The sequence below is a fragment of the Altererythrobacter sp. Z27 genome, assembly GCF_052683155.1.
Map to the genome: position 1 here is coordinate 1,461,547 of NZ_JBQYMC010000001.1, position 16,198 is coordinate 1,477,744.

Genomic DNA, 16,198 nt, shown 5'->3' on the forward strand with positions numbered 1-16,198 from the left:
CCTCTAATGCTCAGGCGCTGACGAAGGCGCAGCTTCGCCGCCGAAAATCGCCACTTCGTTGACGCCGCTACTGGTCGCGCGGCCGCGATACATGCCCGAGGTGTTGAAGCTGAACAGCGCATCGCCTTCGGGCGTGACGAGGATCACCCCGCCGTCTCCACCCAGCCCAGCCACATCGGCCATCACCGCATCCGCGATCGACTGCGCCCGCCGGGTCGCCTCGGCGCGCCGAGCGGCCACATCCTTGTTCTTCGTCAGCGAGCGCAGCATTCCGCGGATACTGGTGCTTTCGGCTTCCTTGGCCATGCGCAGCTGAGTGCAGATTTCATGCGCCACGCCCACGCGGATGAAGAATTCGCCCCAGCCGGTGGCCGAAACCGCGCAGCTGCGGTTGTCGGCATAGGTGCCCGCGCCGATCACCGGCGCATCGCCGATCCGGCCCCAGCGCTTGCCTGTCATACCGCCGGTCGAAGTGCCTGCCGCAACATTGCCATGCTGGTCGAGCGCCACCGCGCCGACGGTGCCGAATTTGAGATCGACCTCAAGCGCCGAAATCTTGGGATCGGCCTTCATCCGTTCGAGCGCCTTGCGCCGCGGTTCGGTAGCGAACCATTCGGGCGGTGCCGTCTCAAGCCCGCGCTCCTTGGCGAACTCTTCCGCACCTGCCCCGCTCAGGAAAACATGGCGGCCATCCTGCCGCACGGTCTCGGCCAGCAGGATCGGGTTCTTGATCGTCTTGACCCCGGTTACCGCACCCGCGCTGCGATCGCGCCCGTCCATGATCGCCGCGTCGAGTTCGTTCTCGCCTTCCCAGGTAAACACGGCGCCTCGCCCGGCGTTGAAATGTGGATCGTTCTCGAGCAGCACGATAGAGGCCTGGATCGCGTCCATCGCGCTGCCGCCCTGCTTGAGGACATCGGCCCCGGCGTCGAGCGCGCGCAGCAAAGCTGCCTCGTATTCAGCTTCCATTTCAGGCGTCATCTTGTCGCGCTGGAGTGTCCCCGCCCCGCCGTGAATGGCGATCGACCAATCCTGTGCCTGCGATGGATCTGCGGTGAACATGGCGAGTGCGGATAGCAATGCTGCGAGTTTCTTCATGGGCGCGGCATAACACAGCGCGCAGCGAGCGGGAGGGCTTTTTGCGCAGCCTATCGATTTCGCGCCACCGTCGCGCTTAACAAGGACCACCGGCAAGAGTAGACCCGCAACATGATCCTGCGCCCGGCAACCCCAGATGACGTTCCAAACCTTGTCCGGCTGGGCCGCGACAGCTTCAACCACGCCTTCGCGCATCTCTATCGCCCCGAAGACCTCGCCGAATTCCTCGACGAAGTTCATGCGGATGGCGCTGTACTGGAGGAAGTGACCGGCGAGGAATGCCGCCACTGCCTGGCCGAAGTGGAAGGCGAACTGGTTGGCTATTGCAAGATGCGATACCCCAGCTCGTTCGGGGAATATTCGGATGCGCGCAACCCGATCACTCTCAGCCAGCTCTACACCGCGCCCGGGCGCACTGGTGGAGGTATTGGCGCGGCGCTGATGGATTGGGCGATCGGCCACGCCCGTGCGAAGGGTTGCGACGCAATCCAGCTCTCGGTCTATGCCGAGAACTTCGGCGCGCAGCGGTTTTACCAGCGATACGGCTTCGGCAAGATCGCTGACATCACCTTCAAGGTGGGCGACCATATCGACCCTGAATTCCTGTATGAGATGCGTTTGGAAGAGGAGAAGAAAGCATGAGCGGCTTTGGAGCGAAATCGACCACCGACGAAGTACTGGCGGGCCACGACCTTACCGGCATGACGGTGTTCATCACCGGTGGAGCATCCGGCCTTGGCCAGGAAACAGCGCGGGCGATGGCCGCCAAGGGCGCGCATGTGGTCCTCGCCGCGCGCGACCAGTCCAAGCTCGATGCGGCGGCGGCGGAAATCCGCAAGCAGACCGGCAGCGACAAGGTCGACACAATCCAATGCGATCTCGCTTCGCTCGCCAGCGTGCGCGCCTGCGGCAAGGAAGCAAACGAGCGCTTCGACAAGATCGACCTTCTGATCAATAATGCCGGAGTGATGGCGTGCCCGCTGGGCCGGACCGCTGAGGGTTTCGAGCTGCAATTCGGCACCAATCACCTCGGGCATTTCGTGCTGACCAAGTACCTGCTGCCGCTGGTTGAGAATGGCAGCGGCAAGCGGATCGTCAATCTGTCCAGCCGCGCGCACCATATGGACCAGGTGCATTTCGACGATCCGAACTACGCCAGCCGCGATTACGAGAAGTGGCAGAGCTATGGCCAGTCGAAGACCGCGAATGTGCTGTTCACCGTGGCACTCGACAAGCGCCTGAACGGGAAGGGTATCGATGTGTTCGCGGTCCATCCTGGCGGAATCATGACCAATCTGGGCCGCCACCTGACCGAAGAGGATCGCGCGGCGCTGCAGGCGCGCGTGACGCAAGCGGACCAAAGCTTTTCATGGAAAACGGTCGAGCAAGGCGCGGCAACCAGCTGCTGGGCGGCAACCGCGCCCGAGTTGGCCGGCCATGGCGGGGTCTATTGCGAGGATTGCCACGTCGCCGTAGTCGACGACGCGTCTCCTACGGGCGGCGTCCGCTCCTATGCGGTCGACCCGGACAAGGCCGAGCAGCTGTGGACGCTGAGCGAGGAACTGGTGGGCGAGAGTTTCGCGGCCTGAGCCGTTATTCCTTCAGGAAATCGCGCACCAGACCAAGGCAATCCTTCGCTTCGCGCGTCGGCGTGAGCGCCATGAATACGTGCGGCGCGCCGGCATATTCATAGAGCTTCACTTCGCCGCCCGCGGCGCATAGCCGCCGGGTAAAGCTGCGACTGTCGATCACGAAGATGTCGTGCCGCCCGACGAAGATTTGCATCGGTGGAAGCTGCGCCAACTCGCTGTCGGGCGTGAAAAGCGGGCTGCATTCGGGGCTGGCCGGGTCCGTATCGCTTGCCCATGCCTTGCCCAATTCGCGCAGCGCATCGACCTTGAGCATGATGTCATGCGGTTCGACTTCGCGCATCGCATCGTCTGCCATGGTAACGTCGAGCCAGGGCGAAAACAGCACCAGCTTGCCCGGAAGCGGGCTGCCCGCGCGCACCAGCCGCAGCGCCAGCGCCAGCGCCATGTGCCCGCCAGCGCTGTCGCCCGAAAGCACGATGTCGCCGGGCGCCCATTCGCCCGCGACGCGCGCGTAAGCAGCGTCAGCAACGGCATCCTGCGCCTGCTGGGTCGCTTCGGGAGCGACCGGATAGAGCGGCACGGTGACGCTGGCGCCGGTAAAGTCGACCAGCGCAGCCACTAGCGGCCAATGCTCCTTGAACATCGGCAGCACGAAGCCGCCGCCATGGAAATAGATTATGTGCTTCGCGCCCTTCCCCGCCTTGGGATGCAGCGTGATGCACTCAAGCCCGACCGCCTGCCAGCGCTCGACCGTGAAGCGGCGCTCGAAACCTGCGGGCATCGGCGCATCCTGCGGCAGCTTGCGCCCCTCGAGGAATCCTCGCACCGCTCCGGCAGTCTGCGGGAACACGCTGGGCCGCTTCGACACCACCCACGATCCCAACCGGATCAGCCAGCTTGGCTTTGCACTGCGCAATTCGAACACATCTTCTCCGGACATATCTCTTCCCTGTTTTCAGGGATCAACGTCTGCGGGAGGCCGGGGCAAAGTCAAGCTTGCCACTTGTACTAGGAGCGCGTTTGAGGCCCGCCCCTCTTGCCGCAGCGCGTCATTGCCCCGCCGGATCGCGGCGACTATATGCGCGCCATGTCTTCAGTCAGACCCTGGCGCGACATCATGCGTCGCAAGAGCCGTCAGATCATGGTCGGCAATGTGCCCGTGGGCGGCGATGCCCCGATCACCGTGCAGACCATGACCAATACGCCCACCGAGGATGCAGTTGCGACGATCGACCAGATCCGTCGCTGCGAGGAAGCCGGTGCAGACATTATCCGCGTGTCCTGCCCCACCGAGGAATCGACCGCAGCATTCGGCAAGATCACCAAGGCGGCGCGCGTACCGATCGTGGCGGACATCCATTTTCACTACAAGCGCGCGCTCGAAGCCGCAGACGCGGGCGCAGCCTGCCTGCGCATCAACCCCGGCAATATCGGCTCGTCGCAGCGCGTCGCCGAAGTGGTGCGCGCGGCCAAGGCCAATGGCTGCGCGATCCGTATCGGAGTCAACGCCGGCAGCCTCGAAAAGGACCTGCTTGAGAAGTATGGCGAGCCCTGCCCCGACGCATTGATCGAAAGCGCGCTCGACCATATCAAGCTGCTGCAGGATCATGATTTCCATGAATACAAGGTGGCGGTGAAGGCCAGTGACGTGTTCCTGGCAGTCGCCGCCTATCATGGCCTCGCCGACGCGGTCGATTGCCCGCTGCACTTGGGCATTACCGAGGCGGGCGGGCTGATCGGCGGCACGGTCAAGAGCTCGATCGGCATCGGTAGCCTGCTGTGGGCGGGGATCGGCGACACGATCCGCGTCTCGCTTTCGGCCGAGCCAGAGCAGGAAGTGAAGGTCGGCTTCGAAATCCTCAAGGCGCTAGGCCTGCGCACCCGCGGCGTGCGAATCGTCTCCTGCCCCAGCTGTTCGCGGCAGGGCTTCGACGTGATCCGAACGGTCGAGGCACTCGAAAAGCGGCTCGAACACATCAAGACGCCGATGAGCCTTTCAGTGCTCGGCTGCGTCGTCAACGGACCGGGCGAAGCGCGCGAAACCGACATCGGGCTGACCGGCGGCGGCGCGGGCAAGCACATGGTCTATCTCTCGGGCGTGACCGATCACCATGTGCAAAGCGAGGACATGCTCGACCACATCGTGCGGCTGATCGAAGAGAAAGCCGCAGCGATCGAGGCAGGCGAAGCCGTGGCCTTCGATCCGCATGCGGCGAAAGAGGCTGCGGAGTAAATCACCTGCAGCCGCCAATGAAGGAGCAGGAGCGATGGAAAGCAAGTCTGGAACGCCCACCGGCACCGATATCCCGACGGTTGCGAGTTCGTCGCCGGTTGTCCAAAACCGGCAACTGGCACAAGCCAAGGTGTCTGGCACGCGCTCGATCGCGGCAATCGCAACCGGTGCATTCGCGCTTGGCGCGCTTGCGATGGGTGCAGTCGCTATCGGAGCGCTCGCGGTTGGGCGAATGGCGATAGGTCGGCTGCGTATACGCGATGCCCGGATCGACCGCCTAAAGGTTGGCAAGATCGAAACTGACGACTTGTCCAATTCGCGAGCCAAACACTAAGTCACACACCCGATGTTTGCAGCATTTGCACTTTCAATCGCGTTGGCGATGGACGCCTTCGCAGTCGCGCTGACGCAAGGCGCCCGCTTCCGCCACAACTGGCGCAGCGTGGCGACCATCGCGCTGGCCTTCGGCATTTTCCAGGGCGGCATGCCGCTGGCCGGGTGGCTGCTGGGCAGTTTCGCCCTTCCGCTCGTCCAGCAGTGGGACCATTGGATCGCGGGCGGCTTGTTGGCAGCGCTGGGTATCCAGATGATCTGGTTCGCCGATCACGACGGCGAGGGCCCGGCGCAGCTTTCGGGCATGACTTTGCTTGTCGCCTCAATCGCCACCAGCATCGATGCCTTTGCCGCCGGGATCACTCTGCCGACCATGGGAATTCCGCCGCTGGCGACCTGCGCGCTGATCGCTTTCGTCACCGCGGCACTTTCGGCTTGCGCGATCGAACTTGGCCAGCGAGCGGGCGACCGTTTCGGTCGGCATGCCGAGATCGCCGGTGGGGTGATGCTCATCGCTCTGGGTGTGAACATCGTGCTCGAGCACACGACAACCGCTTGAAGCGCCCCGCCCCAGATGGTCGTCAGAAGTAGATGTCTATGTAGTCGGTGAGGTCATCGCACCATTCGAATTCGCGCAGCCGGAAATAGCGCCGCTGCTGCGTGATCGCGAAGTGCCAGCTCTTGTCGGCCTCGCAGACGCGCCCACCATCCGGTGCGTCGATGATGCGGATCTTGCCCTCGAAAGTGAAATAGCCGGTGCCGAGTTCGGTCACGTATCCGTCGAGCATGATTTGCCCCGGACCGTTGGTCGCAAATTGGCTGCCCGTCAGCCGCATCCGGCCGTCAACCATGCGCGCGCTCACAGTGCCGCGGCTATCGTCCCATGAAATCCATTGCAGCGACATGCCCTTGTTCTGCACGAGCCGATTGAGCGTGACACGATCCAGCACTCGCGTCGCTTCAAGCGGCGGCTTCGGGTACCGTGAAGCTTCAATGGACGAGCTCGCCCCAGAGGGTGCGACCATGGCAAAGCCGCCAGCCAGAGCCACTGGAAGCAATACGAGCCTCGTCGAAAATGCGCGCACGAACTTCCTCCTGCAAATTGCCCTGCCAATTCTGGGCGTTCAATAGATTACAGATTAGCTGCTCGGGCCAATCGGCATCAATTCCGGCGACGTAGCAGTACGCGACGGAGAAACTGACCGGGTGCAAGCGACTGCTGATTGGTCTATCGAACGCTTCTATTTAGCGCATCATGGAGAGGGAGCGCGCAGACCATGGCCGATTTCGAGACCGATTACCTGATCGTGGGCGCAGGAGCAGTCGGCCTTGCCTTTGCCGATACGCTGCTCGACGAAGACCCCGATTGCCTCATCACTTTTGTCGATAAACATGCCAGGCCGGGCGGCCATTGGAACGACGCCTATTCCTTCGTCGCGCTGCACCAGCCGAGCGCGACTTATGGCGTCAATTCGATGGCCTTCCCCAGCGAACAGATCGACACGCATGGCCCCAACAGGGGGCTGTTCGCGCTGGCCAGCGGCGCCGAAGTGCTGGCCTATTTCGAGAAGGTGATGAACATGCGGCTGCTGCCGAGCGGTCGCGTCGCCTATCATCACCTGAGCGAATTCTGCGGCCGCGACACAGATGGCGTGGCACGGATGCGAAAGATCCTGTCGGGCGAGGAAAGCTCCATCAGGGTTCGCCGCAAGCTGGTGGATGCGACATTCTACCAAACTTCGGTTCCCTCGACACACACTCGCAATTTCTCGGAAAGCGAAGGGGTGCGGGTCGTCCCTCCGGGCGATCTTCCGGAACTGTGGAAGCGGCCGGATAGCCAGCCCGAACATTATGTGATCCTGGGCGGGGGCAAGACCGCGATGGACACCGCCGTGTGGCTGATCGAAGCGGGCGTCGATCCCGATGCCATCAGCTGGGTCCGCCCGCGCGAAAGCTGGCTGTGGAACCGGCTCTACACCCAGCCGGGCGAGGATTTCATCGAAACGGTCATGCGCTTCCAGGTCGCCATGTTCGATGCCGCCATCGGCGCCGCCGACGGCGACGAGATGATGGAGCTGATGGGCGAAGGCGGATTTTTCCTGCGTATCGACCCCGAGGTACGGCCGGAGATGTGCCACTATGCCACGATCTCGCAGGGCGAGATCGACATATTGCGCCGCATCACGCGTGTGATCCGCAAAGGTCGGGTCAAGTCGATCGAACAAGGCAAGCTGCATTTCGAAGATACGACGGTCGACGTGCCGCAAGGCAGCTTGTTCGTCGATTGCACGGCCCGTGCGGTTCCTTTCATGTCCAGCAAGGATGCTGGCCCCTTGTTCCGCAGCGATCGCATCGTGCTGCAGCCACTCCACACGCCGCTCGTCACCTTCAGCGCAGCGCTCACGGCATTCATCGAAGCCAATTTCGACAGCGACGAGGAAAAGAACGCGCTCGGCGCACCCGGCCCGCTCACCGATACGCCTGCGACCTTTCCGTATGCCCAGATGGTCAACATGATGAACCGCGGCATCTGGGCGCAAAATCCGAAGATTTCGGCCTGGCTGGCGAAATCGCGGCTCGACCTTGCCAGCGGCACGATCGCCCGGCTTATCGCGAGCGGAAGCCCGAAGATCGCAATGCTCCAGCAGGTACGCGACAAGATCGGCGAAGGCATGCCCGCGCTGGTGCGGCTGGGAATGCAGGCAAAGGCGATCCACGAGGCTGCATAAGCCCTATTCACGTGAAGCTAGGAATTGCGTTATAGGCTGTTCGCAGATGAAACGTCGCGAACTGATCAAGACCGGACTGGTCGCCGGGGCCGCACTGGCGATGCCCGCGCGCGCCTTTGCCTTGCCGCAAAAGGGCTCCGCGCGCGATCGCGAGCTGTTCGCCATCGCCAAGCGCGAACTCGACCGCGCCGGCGAAGCGATCTGGAAGCGCGACATCGTCGGCATCGCCGATTTCGGGCTGCATTCGGCCGAGCGCCGGTTCCACTTCGTCAATCTCGATCGCGAGGAAGTGCAGAGCTACCACGTCAGCCACGGCACCGGCTCAGACCCCGAGCATGACGGTTATCTCAAGACCTATTCCAACGTCGAAGGCTCGCTAGCGACCAGCCGCGGCGCCTATGTTACTTGGGAATGGTATGTCGGCCGCTATGGCACTTCGGTGCGGCTGGGCGGGCTCGATCCCACCAATGAAGCCGCTTTCCGCCGCGCGATCGTTATGCACCGCGCGAATTATGCCGAACCCGCGCATATCGAGCGCTACGGGCGGCTGGGCCGTTCGAACGGGTGCTTCGCCATGGGCGAGGAGCAGTTCCGCATCGCGCTGATGAACCTTTCGGGCGGGCGGCTGCTGTTCGCCGACAGCCTGGGGCTGGCCAATGAAGGCGAGAAGCTGGCGGTGAATTCGATCGAACTGCTTCAGCCGGGTCGCCCGCTGGTAAGCCAGCGCTACAATCCAGGCAGTTACTAAGCTCGGCAGTTACCAGGTCTGCCGCGCGCCCTAGGGCGCGTCGCGCAGATCGTCCTCGATCACGATGATCTCTTCATCGGTCGTGCGTGCGCGGTTCTGAACGCGCGGCAAATCGAGGCTCGCCAGCACCGGCCCGTCGCGCTCGTAAATGTCGCTGAAGGTCGCCAGCTCGCCGTCGATGTCGGTCGCCATGGTGAAATAGGTGATATAGACCGGCAGCCGCTTCTGGATCGGTACGAGCGTGTATTTGCCCGAAGTCGCGATCTCGACCGCTTCCTCCTTGCTCGCGCCCCTGCCCAGGATCGCCATCGTGATCGCCAGCTCCAGCGCACGCTCGGTCCGGATGCAGCCATGGCTCAGTGCCCGTTCGTCGGTGGCGAAGAGGTGCCGCGATGGTGTGTCATGCAGGAAGATCGCATGCTCATTGGGCATTTCGAGCTTCATCCGGCCCAGCGAATTGCCCGCCCCCGGCTGTTGCACAACGGTGATCCAGCCGTTGGCGCCCTTGGTAGCCTTGTAGCCATTGGCCTTGGCCCAACCGGGATTGCTTAGCACTTTCTGGCCCAGCCCTTCGCCAACCACGATCGATTGCGGAACGGTCCATGTGGGGTTGAACACCACGCCTTCGACCACTTCGGCAAGCTGCGGGGTCGCGGTGCGGCCCGGCTTGCCCACGATCGTGCGATAGGTGCTGATGATCTTGTCGTTCACCGTCAGCCGCAGCTGGTATTCGGGCACGTTAGTCATCAGATACTGGTTGCCGAGGTCGCGCGCCAGCCAGCGCCAGCGATCCATATTGGCGCGGATCAGCTTGCGCCGGGCCGGATCCTTTGCCTGCGCCAGCGCCTCGCGCAGCCGCGCATAGTCGGGATGGACCGGGTTAAGCGACATCAGCTTCCCGGCAATGTCGCCGCTGGCCAGCGCCTCGCGCATCAGCTCGCCGCTGCGATAGAGATCGCGGTCGGGGTCGATCACGAACCATTGCTTGCGGGCATCCATCGGAGTGCGCCCGTCGCGCAGATCCTCCGCCAGCCACACGAAGGCGCGGCTCGCAGTCTCGTTCAGCGCATCGGACGGCCCCCTGCCGATTTCGGCCAGCAGCGGCTCAAGCTGGTAGTCGGCCGGATCGAGCCCTTCTGCGCCGATGCCACGGATCACCATCGCGAGCGCGGAGGCTTGCTGCGGGCTCCATTGCTGCACCAGCGGCACCACTTCGGCGCCATATTCGCCCTGCACCACCGGGTCGGACACCATGCGCGGGAAGGCTTCTTCCATGCTGCCGGGAACGTCGGCCTGCCGAGCCTGCATCTCGGTGCGCGCGGGAGCTGAATCCTGTCCGGCCTGGGCCAGCAGGTCCTCGGGTGCAGTCTCCTGTGCCGCCAGCGAGCCCGCTGCCAATGCCGCACACGCTGTCGCAAACAACCACTTGCCCGATCGCGAATTCATTCCCTGCCTCAAACCTTTTTGCGCGCTGGTGCGCGCATTGACGATGATGGACGCAATCTTACTGCGTCTGCCCCACTCTATCAATTGCGCCGCCTTTCCCACGGCTGAATCATTTGCACCAGCCGTCGCCAGTGGCCGCACCCGATCTTCACGATTATAGCCGCGGCCATGAGCGACTCCCGCCACTCGATCCGTCCCTTCATCGCCTGCATCGTGGGCGTTGCGCTGTTTTCCGCGATGGACACGGTGATGAAGAGCGCGTCGCTCGCAATCGGCGCCTACAGCGCCTATTTCCTGCGCTGCCTGATCGGCTTCGTGCTGATCGCGCCGGCATGGTGGCTGCGCACGCGCAAATGGCCCGAACGCCACGTGCTCAAAGTGCATGCGCTGCGCGGTGTGGTGGTGGCCTTCATGGGCTGGACCTTCTTCTTCTCGCTCACGCGCCTGCCGCTGGCCGAAGCTATCGCTCTGTCTTTCATCGCCCCGCTGATCGCACTCTACCTGGCGGCAGTGCTGCTGGGCGAGAAGATCGAACGCAAGGCGATTATCGCCGCGCTTCTCGGGTTGGCCGGGGTGATCGTGATCGTGGGCGGCAAGATCGGGCGCGAACACATGAGCGGGGAAGCGACGCTGGGGCTGATCGCGCTACTGCTCTCCGCAGTGCTCTATGCCTGGAACCTCGTACTCCAGCGCCAGCAGGCGCTGCTCGCCAGCCCGACCGAAGTCAGCGCCTTCCAGAACGGCGTGGCGGTGGCGGTGCTGCTGGTGGGCGCCCCGCTGATGCTGCAGATGCCGACGAGCGAACGCGTGTGGTTCGACCTTGTCGCGGGCGCGCTACTGGCAGTGACGGCCGTGATGTTCCTTTCATGGGCATATGCCCGCGCAGAGGCACAGGCGCTGGTACCGCTCGAATACACAGCCTTCCTGTGGGCTGCGCTACTCGGCTGGCTCTATTTCGGCGAGAAGGTCACGCTGTCTACCATTGCCGGGACGGCATTGATCGTGGTTGGATGCCTGATCGCGACCCGCCGCCGCCCGGCGCACGTCGAATCCGCGGCAGTCTGAAGCCCTTGCGATGGCGCTTTGTGCGCGGTTCGGGGGGCTCCCCCCTTGACCTCGCGCGCGCGAGAGCGCAGGTGGCGCGCAAATATCACCTTCAGGCCGAACCGCGCCCTCTCCAATGCGCCGGATTCGCGCCTGCGCTCACGGAAGGACGGAAGAAAGCCCATGACCCAGGTCGGCAAGGACACGCTCGGAGCCCGCGCAACTCTCAACGTCAACGGCAAGGAATATGCCTATTATTCCTTTGCCAAAGCGGCCGAAAAGCTGGGCGACGTCAGCCGCCTGCCGATCTCGATGAAGGTGCTGCTCGAAAACCTGCTGCGCTTTGAAGACGGCGGCTTCACCGTTTCGACCGATGACATCCAGGCGATTGTCGACTGGCAGAAGAACCCCGTCACCGGCAGCGAGATCCAGTACCGCCCGGCGCGCGTGCTGCTGCAGGATTTCACCGGCGTGCCCTGCGTGGTCGACCTTGCCGCCATGCGCGATGCGATCGCCAAGCTTGGCGGCGATACCGCAAAGATCAACCCGCAGGTTCCGGTCAACCTCGTGATCGACCACTCGGTGATGGTCGACGAATTCGGCCACCCCAAGGCCTTCGAAAAGAACGTCGAGCTCGAGTATCAGCGCAACGCCGAGCGTTACGACTTCCTCAAATGGGGCTCGAAGAGCTTCCAGAACTTCTCTGCCGTGCCCCCGGGCACCGGCATCTGCCACCAGGTCAATCTCGAGCATATCGCCAAGGGCATCTGGTCGAGCACCGACCAGCACGGTGCGACTGTCGCCTATCCCGACACCTGCGTCGGCACCGACAGCCATACCACCATGATCAACGGCTTGGGTGTGCTGGGCTGGGGCGTCGGCGGGATCGAAGCCGAAGCCGCGATGCTGGGCCAACCGGTCTCGATGCTGATCCCCGAAGTGGTCGGCTTCAAGCTCACCGGCAAGCTGGCCGAGGGCGTGACCGCAACCGATTTGGTCCTCACTTGCGTGCAGATGCTGCGCGAAGTGGGCGTGGTGGGTCGCTTCGTCGAATTCTACGGCCCGGGCGTGTCGAACCTCAGCCTGGCCGATCGCGCCACAATCGCCAACATGGCGCCGGAATATGGCGCGACTTGCGGCTTCTTCGGCGTCGACGACAAGACGCTCGACTACATGCGCCTGACCGGCCGCGATGAAGCGACGATCGCGCTGGTCGAAGCCTATTCGAAGCAGCAGGGCATGTGGTTCGAGCCGGACAATGTGCCGGTGTTCACCAGCACACTCGAACTCGACATGTCCGCCGTGGTTCCCTCGCTCGCCGGCCCCAAGCGCCCGCAGGACAAGGTGATCCTTCCGCAGGTGGACGAACTGTTCAACACCGACCTTTCGAAGGTCTATGGCAAGTCGGCCCCGGCTCGCGTGCCAGTGGACAGCGAAGGACATGACATTGGCGACGGCGACGTGGTGATCGCCGCGATCACCAGCTGCACCAACACCTCCAACCCCGACGTACTGATCGCCGCCGGCCTCGTCGCCAAGAAGGCGAACGAGCGCGGGCTCAAGCCCAAGCCGTGGGTGAAGACCTCGCTCGCGCCGGGATCGCAAGTGGTCACCGATTATCTCGTCAAGGCGGGCCTGCAGGACCATCTCGACGCGATCGGCTTCGACCTCGTCGGCTATGGCTGCACCACCTGCATCGGCAATTCGGGCCCGCTCGCCCCGCCGATCAGCAAGGCGATCAACGGCAATGACATCGTCGCCGCTTCGGTGCTCTCGGGCAACCGCAACTTCGAAGGCCGCGTCTCGCCCGACGTGCGCGCGAACTTCCTCGCTTCGCCGCCGCTGGTGGTCGCCTATGCGCTCAAGGGTACGGTGACCGAAGACATCACCACCACCCCGATCGGCCAGGACCGGGACGGCAACGACGTGTTCCTGAAGGACATCTGGCCCTCGAACCTCGAAGTGGCCGAACTGCGCGCCAGTTCGATCGATCGCGACATGTTCGAGAAGCGCTATGCAGACGTCTACAAGGGCGACGAGCACTGGCAGGCGATCAAGGTCGAGGCTTCGGACACCTATCAGTGGCGCCCGGGCAGCACCTATGTCGCCAACCCGCCCTATTTCGAAGGCATGGGGATGACCCCCGCGCCGGTGACCGACATCACCGACGCGAAGCCGCTCGCAATCCTGGGCGACAGCGTCACTACCGACCACATCAGCCCGGCCGGTTCGATCAAGGAAGACAGCCCGGCCGGCAGCTACCTGATGGAAAACCAGGTCTCGAAGGCGGACTTCAACTCCTATGGCTCGCGCCGCGGCAACCATGAAGTGATGATGCGCGGCACCTTCGCTAATATCCGCATCAAGAACGAAATGGTTCCCGGCGTGGAAGGCGGTTTCACCACCTACAATGGCGAGACCATGCCGATCTACGACGCGGCGATGAAGCACAAGGCCGACGGCACGCCGCTGGTCGTCATCGGCGGCAAGGAATACGGCACCGGCTCGAGCCGCGACTGGGCCGCCAAGGGCACGATCCTGCTGGGCGTGCGCGCGGTGATCGTCGAGAGCTTCGAACGCATTCACCGTTCGAACCTGGTCGGCATGGGCGTACTCCCGCTGCAGTTCAAGTCAGGCGACACGCGCGAGACGCTGGGCCTCAAGGGTGACGACACTTTCACCATCAAGGGCCTTGGTTCGCTCGAACCGCGCCAGGACGTCGAAGTGGAAGTGACCCGCGCCGACGGCAGCAGCTTCAGCTTCACCGCGCAGTGCCGCATCGATACCGCCAACGAGATGGAATACTACCTCAACGGCGGCATCCTGCAGTACGTGCTGCGCAAGCTGGCTGCGGACTGAGAAAACCGATCCCGGCTCTGCCGATAGCGCGCCGGGCGCGCTGTAGGAAAGCGGATAAAAAAGGGGCGGCATCACAATGCGGTGCCGCCCTTTGACCAGGTTCTGAACCCGCAACGAAGCAGGAGACTGTCGCTTCCTGCGGGACTTGCCTTTGCCTGCTCCGAAGGTCGCGGCGGAGCGGGCCATTCACAAGTGGGTACCGGGCGGCTGCGCCCTAACCCCCCGTCGGAGCTGCAGCCGCCGCGACGATCGGGCCAGGAGCCCTCTCGCTTGCCCATCATCAAACATGCCGGGCCGAGTCGCCTCAATGCCATTAACCATGTTCTGGCGCCCATCCGGCCCGTTGAAGTGCCGAAACTGGCCAACCTGATGCACCGCGTCCCAATCCGGGACCGGCCAGCGCGCAGGCCTTAACGAAAACGCCCTATTTGCCGTCGCCGAACAGCCCGCCCTGCGGCGCCTTGGGAGGGCTCATCTCCAGATGCGCCCAGCCATCATCGTTGAGCACGCGCCCGCGCGCAGTGCGAGCGAGCAGGCCGAGCTGGATCAAATAGGGCTCGATCACTTCCTCGACCGTGTCGCGCGGCTCAGCCAGTCCCGCCGCCAGCGTCTCCACGCCCACCGGCCCGCCCTTGTAGGTGGTGGCGATCATGGTGAGATAGCGCCGGTCCATCGCATCGAGCCCCAGCCGGTCGATCTCGAGCCGGGTCAGCGCATCGTCGGCCAATGCGCGCGTGACGGTGCCCTGCCCCGCGACATGGGCGAAGTCGCGCACGCGGCGCAGCAAGCGCCCCGCGACGCGCGGCGTGCCGCGCGAACGGCGGGCGATCTCGCGCGCGCCCTGCGGATCGATCTGCATGCCCAGCAGCCGCGCTCCGCGCGTCACCACCAGGTCAAGCTCGTCATGGGTGTAGAACGTCAGCCGCACCGGAATGCCGAAGCGGTCGCGCAAAGGCGTGGTGAGCAGGCCCTGCCGGGTCGTCGCGCCGATCAGCGTGAAAGGCGGCAGGTCGATCCGAACGCTGCGCGCCGCGGGGCCCTCGCCAATGATGATGTCCAGCGCGCGGTCCTCCATCGCGGGATAGAGGATTTCTTCCACCACTGGATTGAGGCGGTGGATCTCGTCGATGAACAGCACGTCATGCGGTTCGAGATTGGTGAGCAGCGCGGCCAAATCGCCGGCCTTGGCGATCACCGGCCCGCTGGTGGCGCGAAAGCCCACGCCCAGTTCGCGAGCCACGATCTGCGCCAGCGTGGTTTTGCCCAGCCCGGGCGGGCCGAAGAACAGCGTGTGATCCATCGCTTCGCCGCGCGACTTCGCGCTTTCGATGAACACGCGCAGATTGTCCCGCGCCGCCTCCTGCCCGATGAATTCGGCAAGCGATTTCGGACGCAGCGCCGCATCAGGATCGTCGGCCTGCCGCTCGGGCGAATGGAGGGGAATGGGATCGGTCATCAGAACGGATTGAGCGTATAGCCTTGCTGCTGGAGCAGCGCATGTGCGGTCATGGCGGAAAGCGCCATTTCGACGCCGGGGATCAACTCGCCCGAAGTCACGCCCTGCGCCGTGGCGCTTTGCCCGCAGACGATGAACTGGACGCCGTGGTCGAGCATTTCGCGCACCATCGCGGCATTGGGGTTTTCGCCCGCCTTGCCATGCGCGCTCCAGCCCTCCGCCGAAAGCAGGTCGAGCACCGCCGGGCCATGCACCACCACGGCGATGCGGATATTATCCTCGGGCACGCCTGCAGCCACATGCATGTTGATGAAGCGCGCCGCGCTCTCGAAACCGCGGTTGCGCTGCCCTTCATCGCCGGGCTTGGCGACGTCGAAGGAATGGGCGAACTCGGTATCGGCCGGAACCTGCGCGATCCCCTCTACCGGCGCATGCGGCCCGAAGTCCTTGAACACCGGCCCGGTGGTGAATGCGGACATGTCCTGCGCAGCTGCGGGGGTGGCAAGGAGAAGAAGCGGAAGGAGTAAAAGTCGCTTCATTGGATCTGGCTCCGCTCTGACTGTTTGATGGACCCTGAAACAAGTTCAGGATGACAGGAAGGCAATGAATTCACTGAAATTTCGTCACCCTGAACTTGTTTCAGGGTCCATTTCTCGTCAG

15 protein-coding genes are annotated in these 16,198 nt (G+C 63.7%); 9 read left to right on the forward strand and 6 right to left on the reverse strand.

What is annotated here, in order from left to right:
- Window positions 1-3: 3 nt before the first annotated feature.
- The gene (locus ACUJ47_RS07140) at window positions 4-1,098 is read right to left on the reverse strand and encodes an isoaspartyl peptidase/L-asparaginase family protein (protein WP_445537715.1); all 1,095 of its coding nucleotides are present in this window, start codon (window positions 1,096-1,098) and stop codon (window positions 4-6) included.
- Between the two features lie 111 nt (window positions 1,099-1,209).
- On the opposite strand from ACUJ47_RS07140, the gene ACUJ47_RS07145 reads away from it, so the two are divergent.
- Both ACUJ47_RS07145 and ACUJ47_RS07150 read left to right on the forward strand, forming a co-directional pair.
- Complete coding sequence (locus ACUJ47_RS07145) at window positions 1,210-1,740, forward strand: GNAT family N-acetyltransferase (RefSeq protein ID WP_445537716.1); 531 nt, start codon at window positions 1,210-1,212, stop codon at window positions 1,738-1,740.
- Window positions 1,737-2,687 carry an SDR family NAD(P)-dependent oxidoreductase gene (locus ACUJ47_RS07150; RefSeq protein WP_445537717.1) on the forward strand — a complete coding sequence of 317 codons (951 nt, stop codon included), beginning with the start codon at window positions 1,737-1,739 and terminating at the stop codon, window positions 2,685-2,687. The genes ACUJ47_RS07145 and ACUJ47_RS07150 overlap by 4 nt, the downstream gene beginning before the upstream one ends.
- 4 nt (window positions 2,688-2,691) lie before the next feature.
- On the opposite strand, the gene ACUJ47_RS07155 is transcribed toward ACUJ47_RS07150, so the two are convergent.
- Window positions 2,692-3,630 carry an alpha/beta hydrolase fold domain-containing protein gene (locus ACUJ47_RS07155; protein ID WP_445537718.1) on the reverse strand — a complete coding sequence of 313 codons (939 nt, stop codon included), beginning with the start codon at window positions 3,628-3,630 and terminating at the stop codon, window positions 2,692-2,694.
- Window positions 3,631-3,777: 147 nt separating this feature from the next.
- Between ACUJ47_RS07155 and ispG the strand changes: the two genes are divergently transcribed.
- The 3 genes from ispG to ACUJ47_RS07170 are packed head-to-tail and all read left to right on the forward strand — an operon-like array spanning window position 3,778 to window position 5,815.
- Window positions 3,778-4,923, forward strand: coding sequence for a flavodoxin-dependent (E)-4-hydroxy-3-methylbut-2-enyl-diphosphate synthase (ispG, locus tag ACUJ47_RS07160; RefSeq protein WP_445537719.1), 1,146 nt, complete (start codon window positions 3,778-3,780; stop codon window positions 4,921-4,923).
- A 34-nt stretch (window positions 4,924-4,957) separates the two neighbouring features.
- Window positions 4,958-5,257, forward strand: a complete 300-nt coding sequence (locus ACUJ47_RS07165; protein WP_445537720.1) for a hypothetical protein — start codon at window positions 4,958-4,960, stop codon at window positions 5,255-5,257.
- 48 nt (window positions 5,258-5,305) lie between these two features.
- On the forward strand, window positions 5,306-5,815 hold the full coding sequence (locus tag ACUJ47_RS07170) for a manganese efflux pump MntP (protein ID WP_445537721.1): 510 nt from the start codon (window positions 5,306-5,308) through the stop codon (window positions 5,813-5,815).
- 22 nt (window positions 5,816-5,837) lie between these two features.
- Here ACUJ47_RS07170 and ACUJ47_RS07175 read toward each other — a convergent pair whose 3' ends face one another.
- The gene (locus ACUJ47_RS07175) at window positions 5,838-6,341 is read right to left on the reverse strand and encodes a hypothetical protein (protein ID WP_445537722.1); all 504 of its coding nucleotides are present in this window, start codon (window positions 6,339-6,341) and stop codon (window positions 5,838-5,840) included.
- Window positions 6,342-6,533: 192 nt separating this feature from the next.
- On the opposite strand from ACUJ47_RS07175, the gene ACUJ47_RS07180 reads away from it, so the two are divergent.
- Both ACUJ47_RS07180 and ACUJ47_RS07185 read left to right on the forward strand, forming a co-directional pair.
- Complete coding sequence (locus ACUJ47_RS07180; protein ID WP_445537723.1) at window positions 6,534-7,985, forward strand: NAD(P)-binding protein; 1,452 nt, start codon at window positions 6,534-6,536, stop codon at window positions 7,983-7,985.
- A gap of 46 nt (window positions 7,986-8,031) precedes the next feature.
- Complete coding sequence (locus tag ACUJ47_RS07185) at window positions 8,032-8,733, forward strand: murein L,D-transpeptidase catalytic domain-containing protein (RefSeq protein WP_445537724.1); 702 nt, start codon at window positions 8,032-8,034, stop codon at window positions 8,731-8,733.
- Between the two features lie 30 nt (window positions 8,734-8,763).
- On the opposite strand, the gene ACUJ47_RS07190 is transcribed toward ACUJ47_RS07185, so the two are convergent.
- Entirely contained in the window at window positions 8,764-10,179 is a 1,416-nt protein-coding gene (locus ACUJ47_RS07190) for a L,D-transpeptidase family protein (protein WP_445537725.1), read from the reverse strand.
- Between the two features lie 168 nt (window positions 10,180-10,347).
- Here ACUJ47_RS07190 and ACUJ47_RS07195 point away from each other — a divergent pair, with 168 nt between their 5' ends.
- Both ACUJ47_RS07195 and acnA read left to right on the forward strand, forming a co-directional pair.
- Window positions 10,348-11,244, forward strand: coding sequence for a DMT family transporter (locus tag ACUJ47_RS07195; RefSeq protein WP_445537726.1), 897 nt, complete (start codon window positions 10,348-10,350; stop codon window positions 11,242-11,244).
- A gap of 162 nt (window positions 11,245-11,406) precedes the next feature.
- Window positions 11,407-14,082 (forward strand): aconitate hydratase AcnA, encoded by a 2,676-nt coding sequence (gene acnA, locus ACUJ47_RS07200; RefSeq protein WP_445537727.1) that lies wholly within the window; start codon window positions 11,407-11,409, stop codon window positions 14,080-14,082.
- A gap of 424 nt (window positions 14,083-14,506) precedes the next feature.
- Here acnA and ruvB read toward each other — a convergent pair whose 3' ends face one another.
- Together ruvB and ACUJ47_RS07210 are read right to left on the reverse strand one after the other, a co-directional pair.
- Window positions 14,507-15,538: a Holliday junction branch migration DNA helicase RuvB gene (gene ruvB, locus ACUJ47_RS07205; RefSeq protein WP_445537728.1), complete on the reverse strand. Its 1,032-nt coding sequence runs from the start codon at window positions 15,536-15,538 to the stop codon at window positions 14,507-14,509.
- Entirely contained in the window at window positions 15,538-16,017 is a 480-nt protein-coding gene (locus ACUJ47_RS07210) for a DsrE family protein (RefSeq protein WP_445537729.1), read from the reverse strand. Before ACUJ47_RS07210 ends, ruvB begins: the two co-directional genes overlap by 1 nt.
- Between the last annotated feature and the right edge of the window lie 181 nt (window positions 16,018-16,198).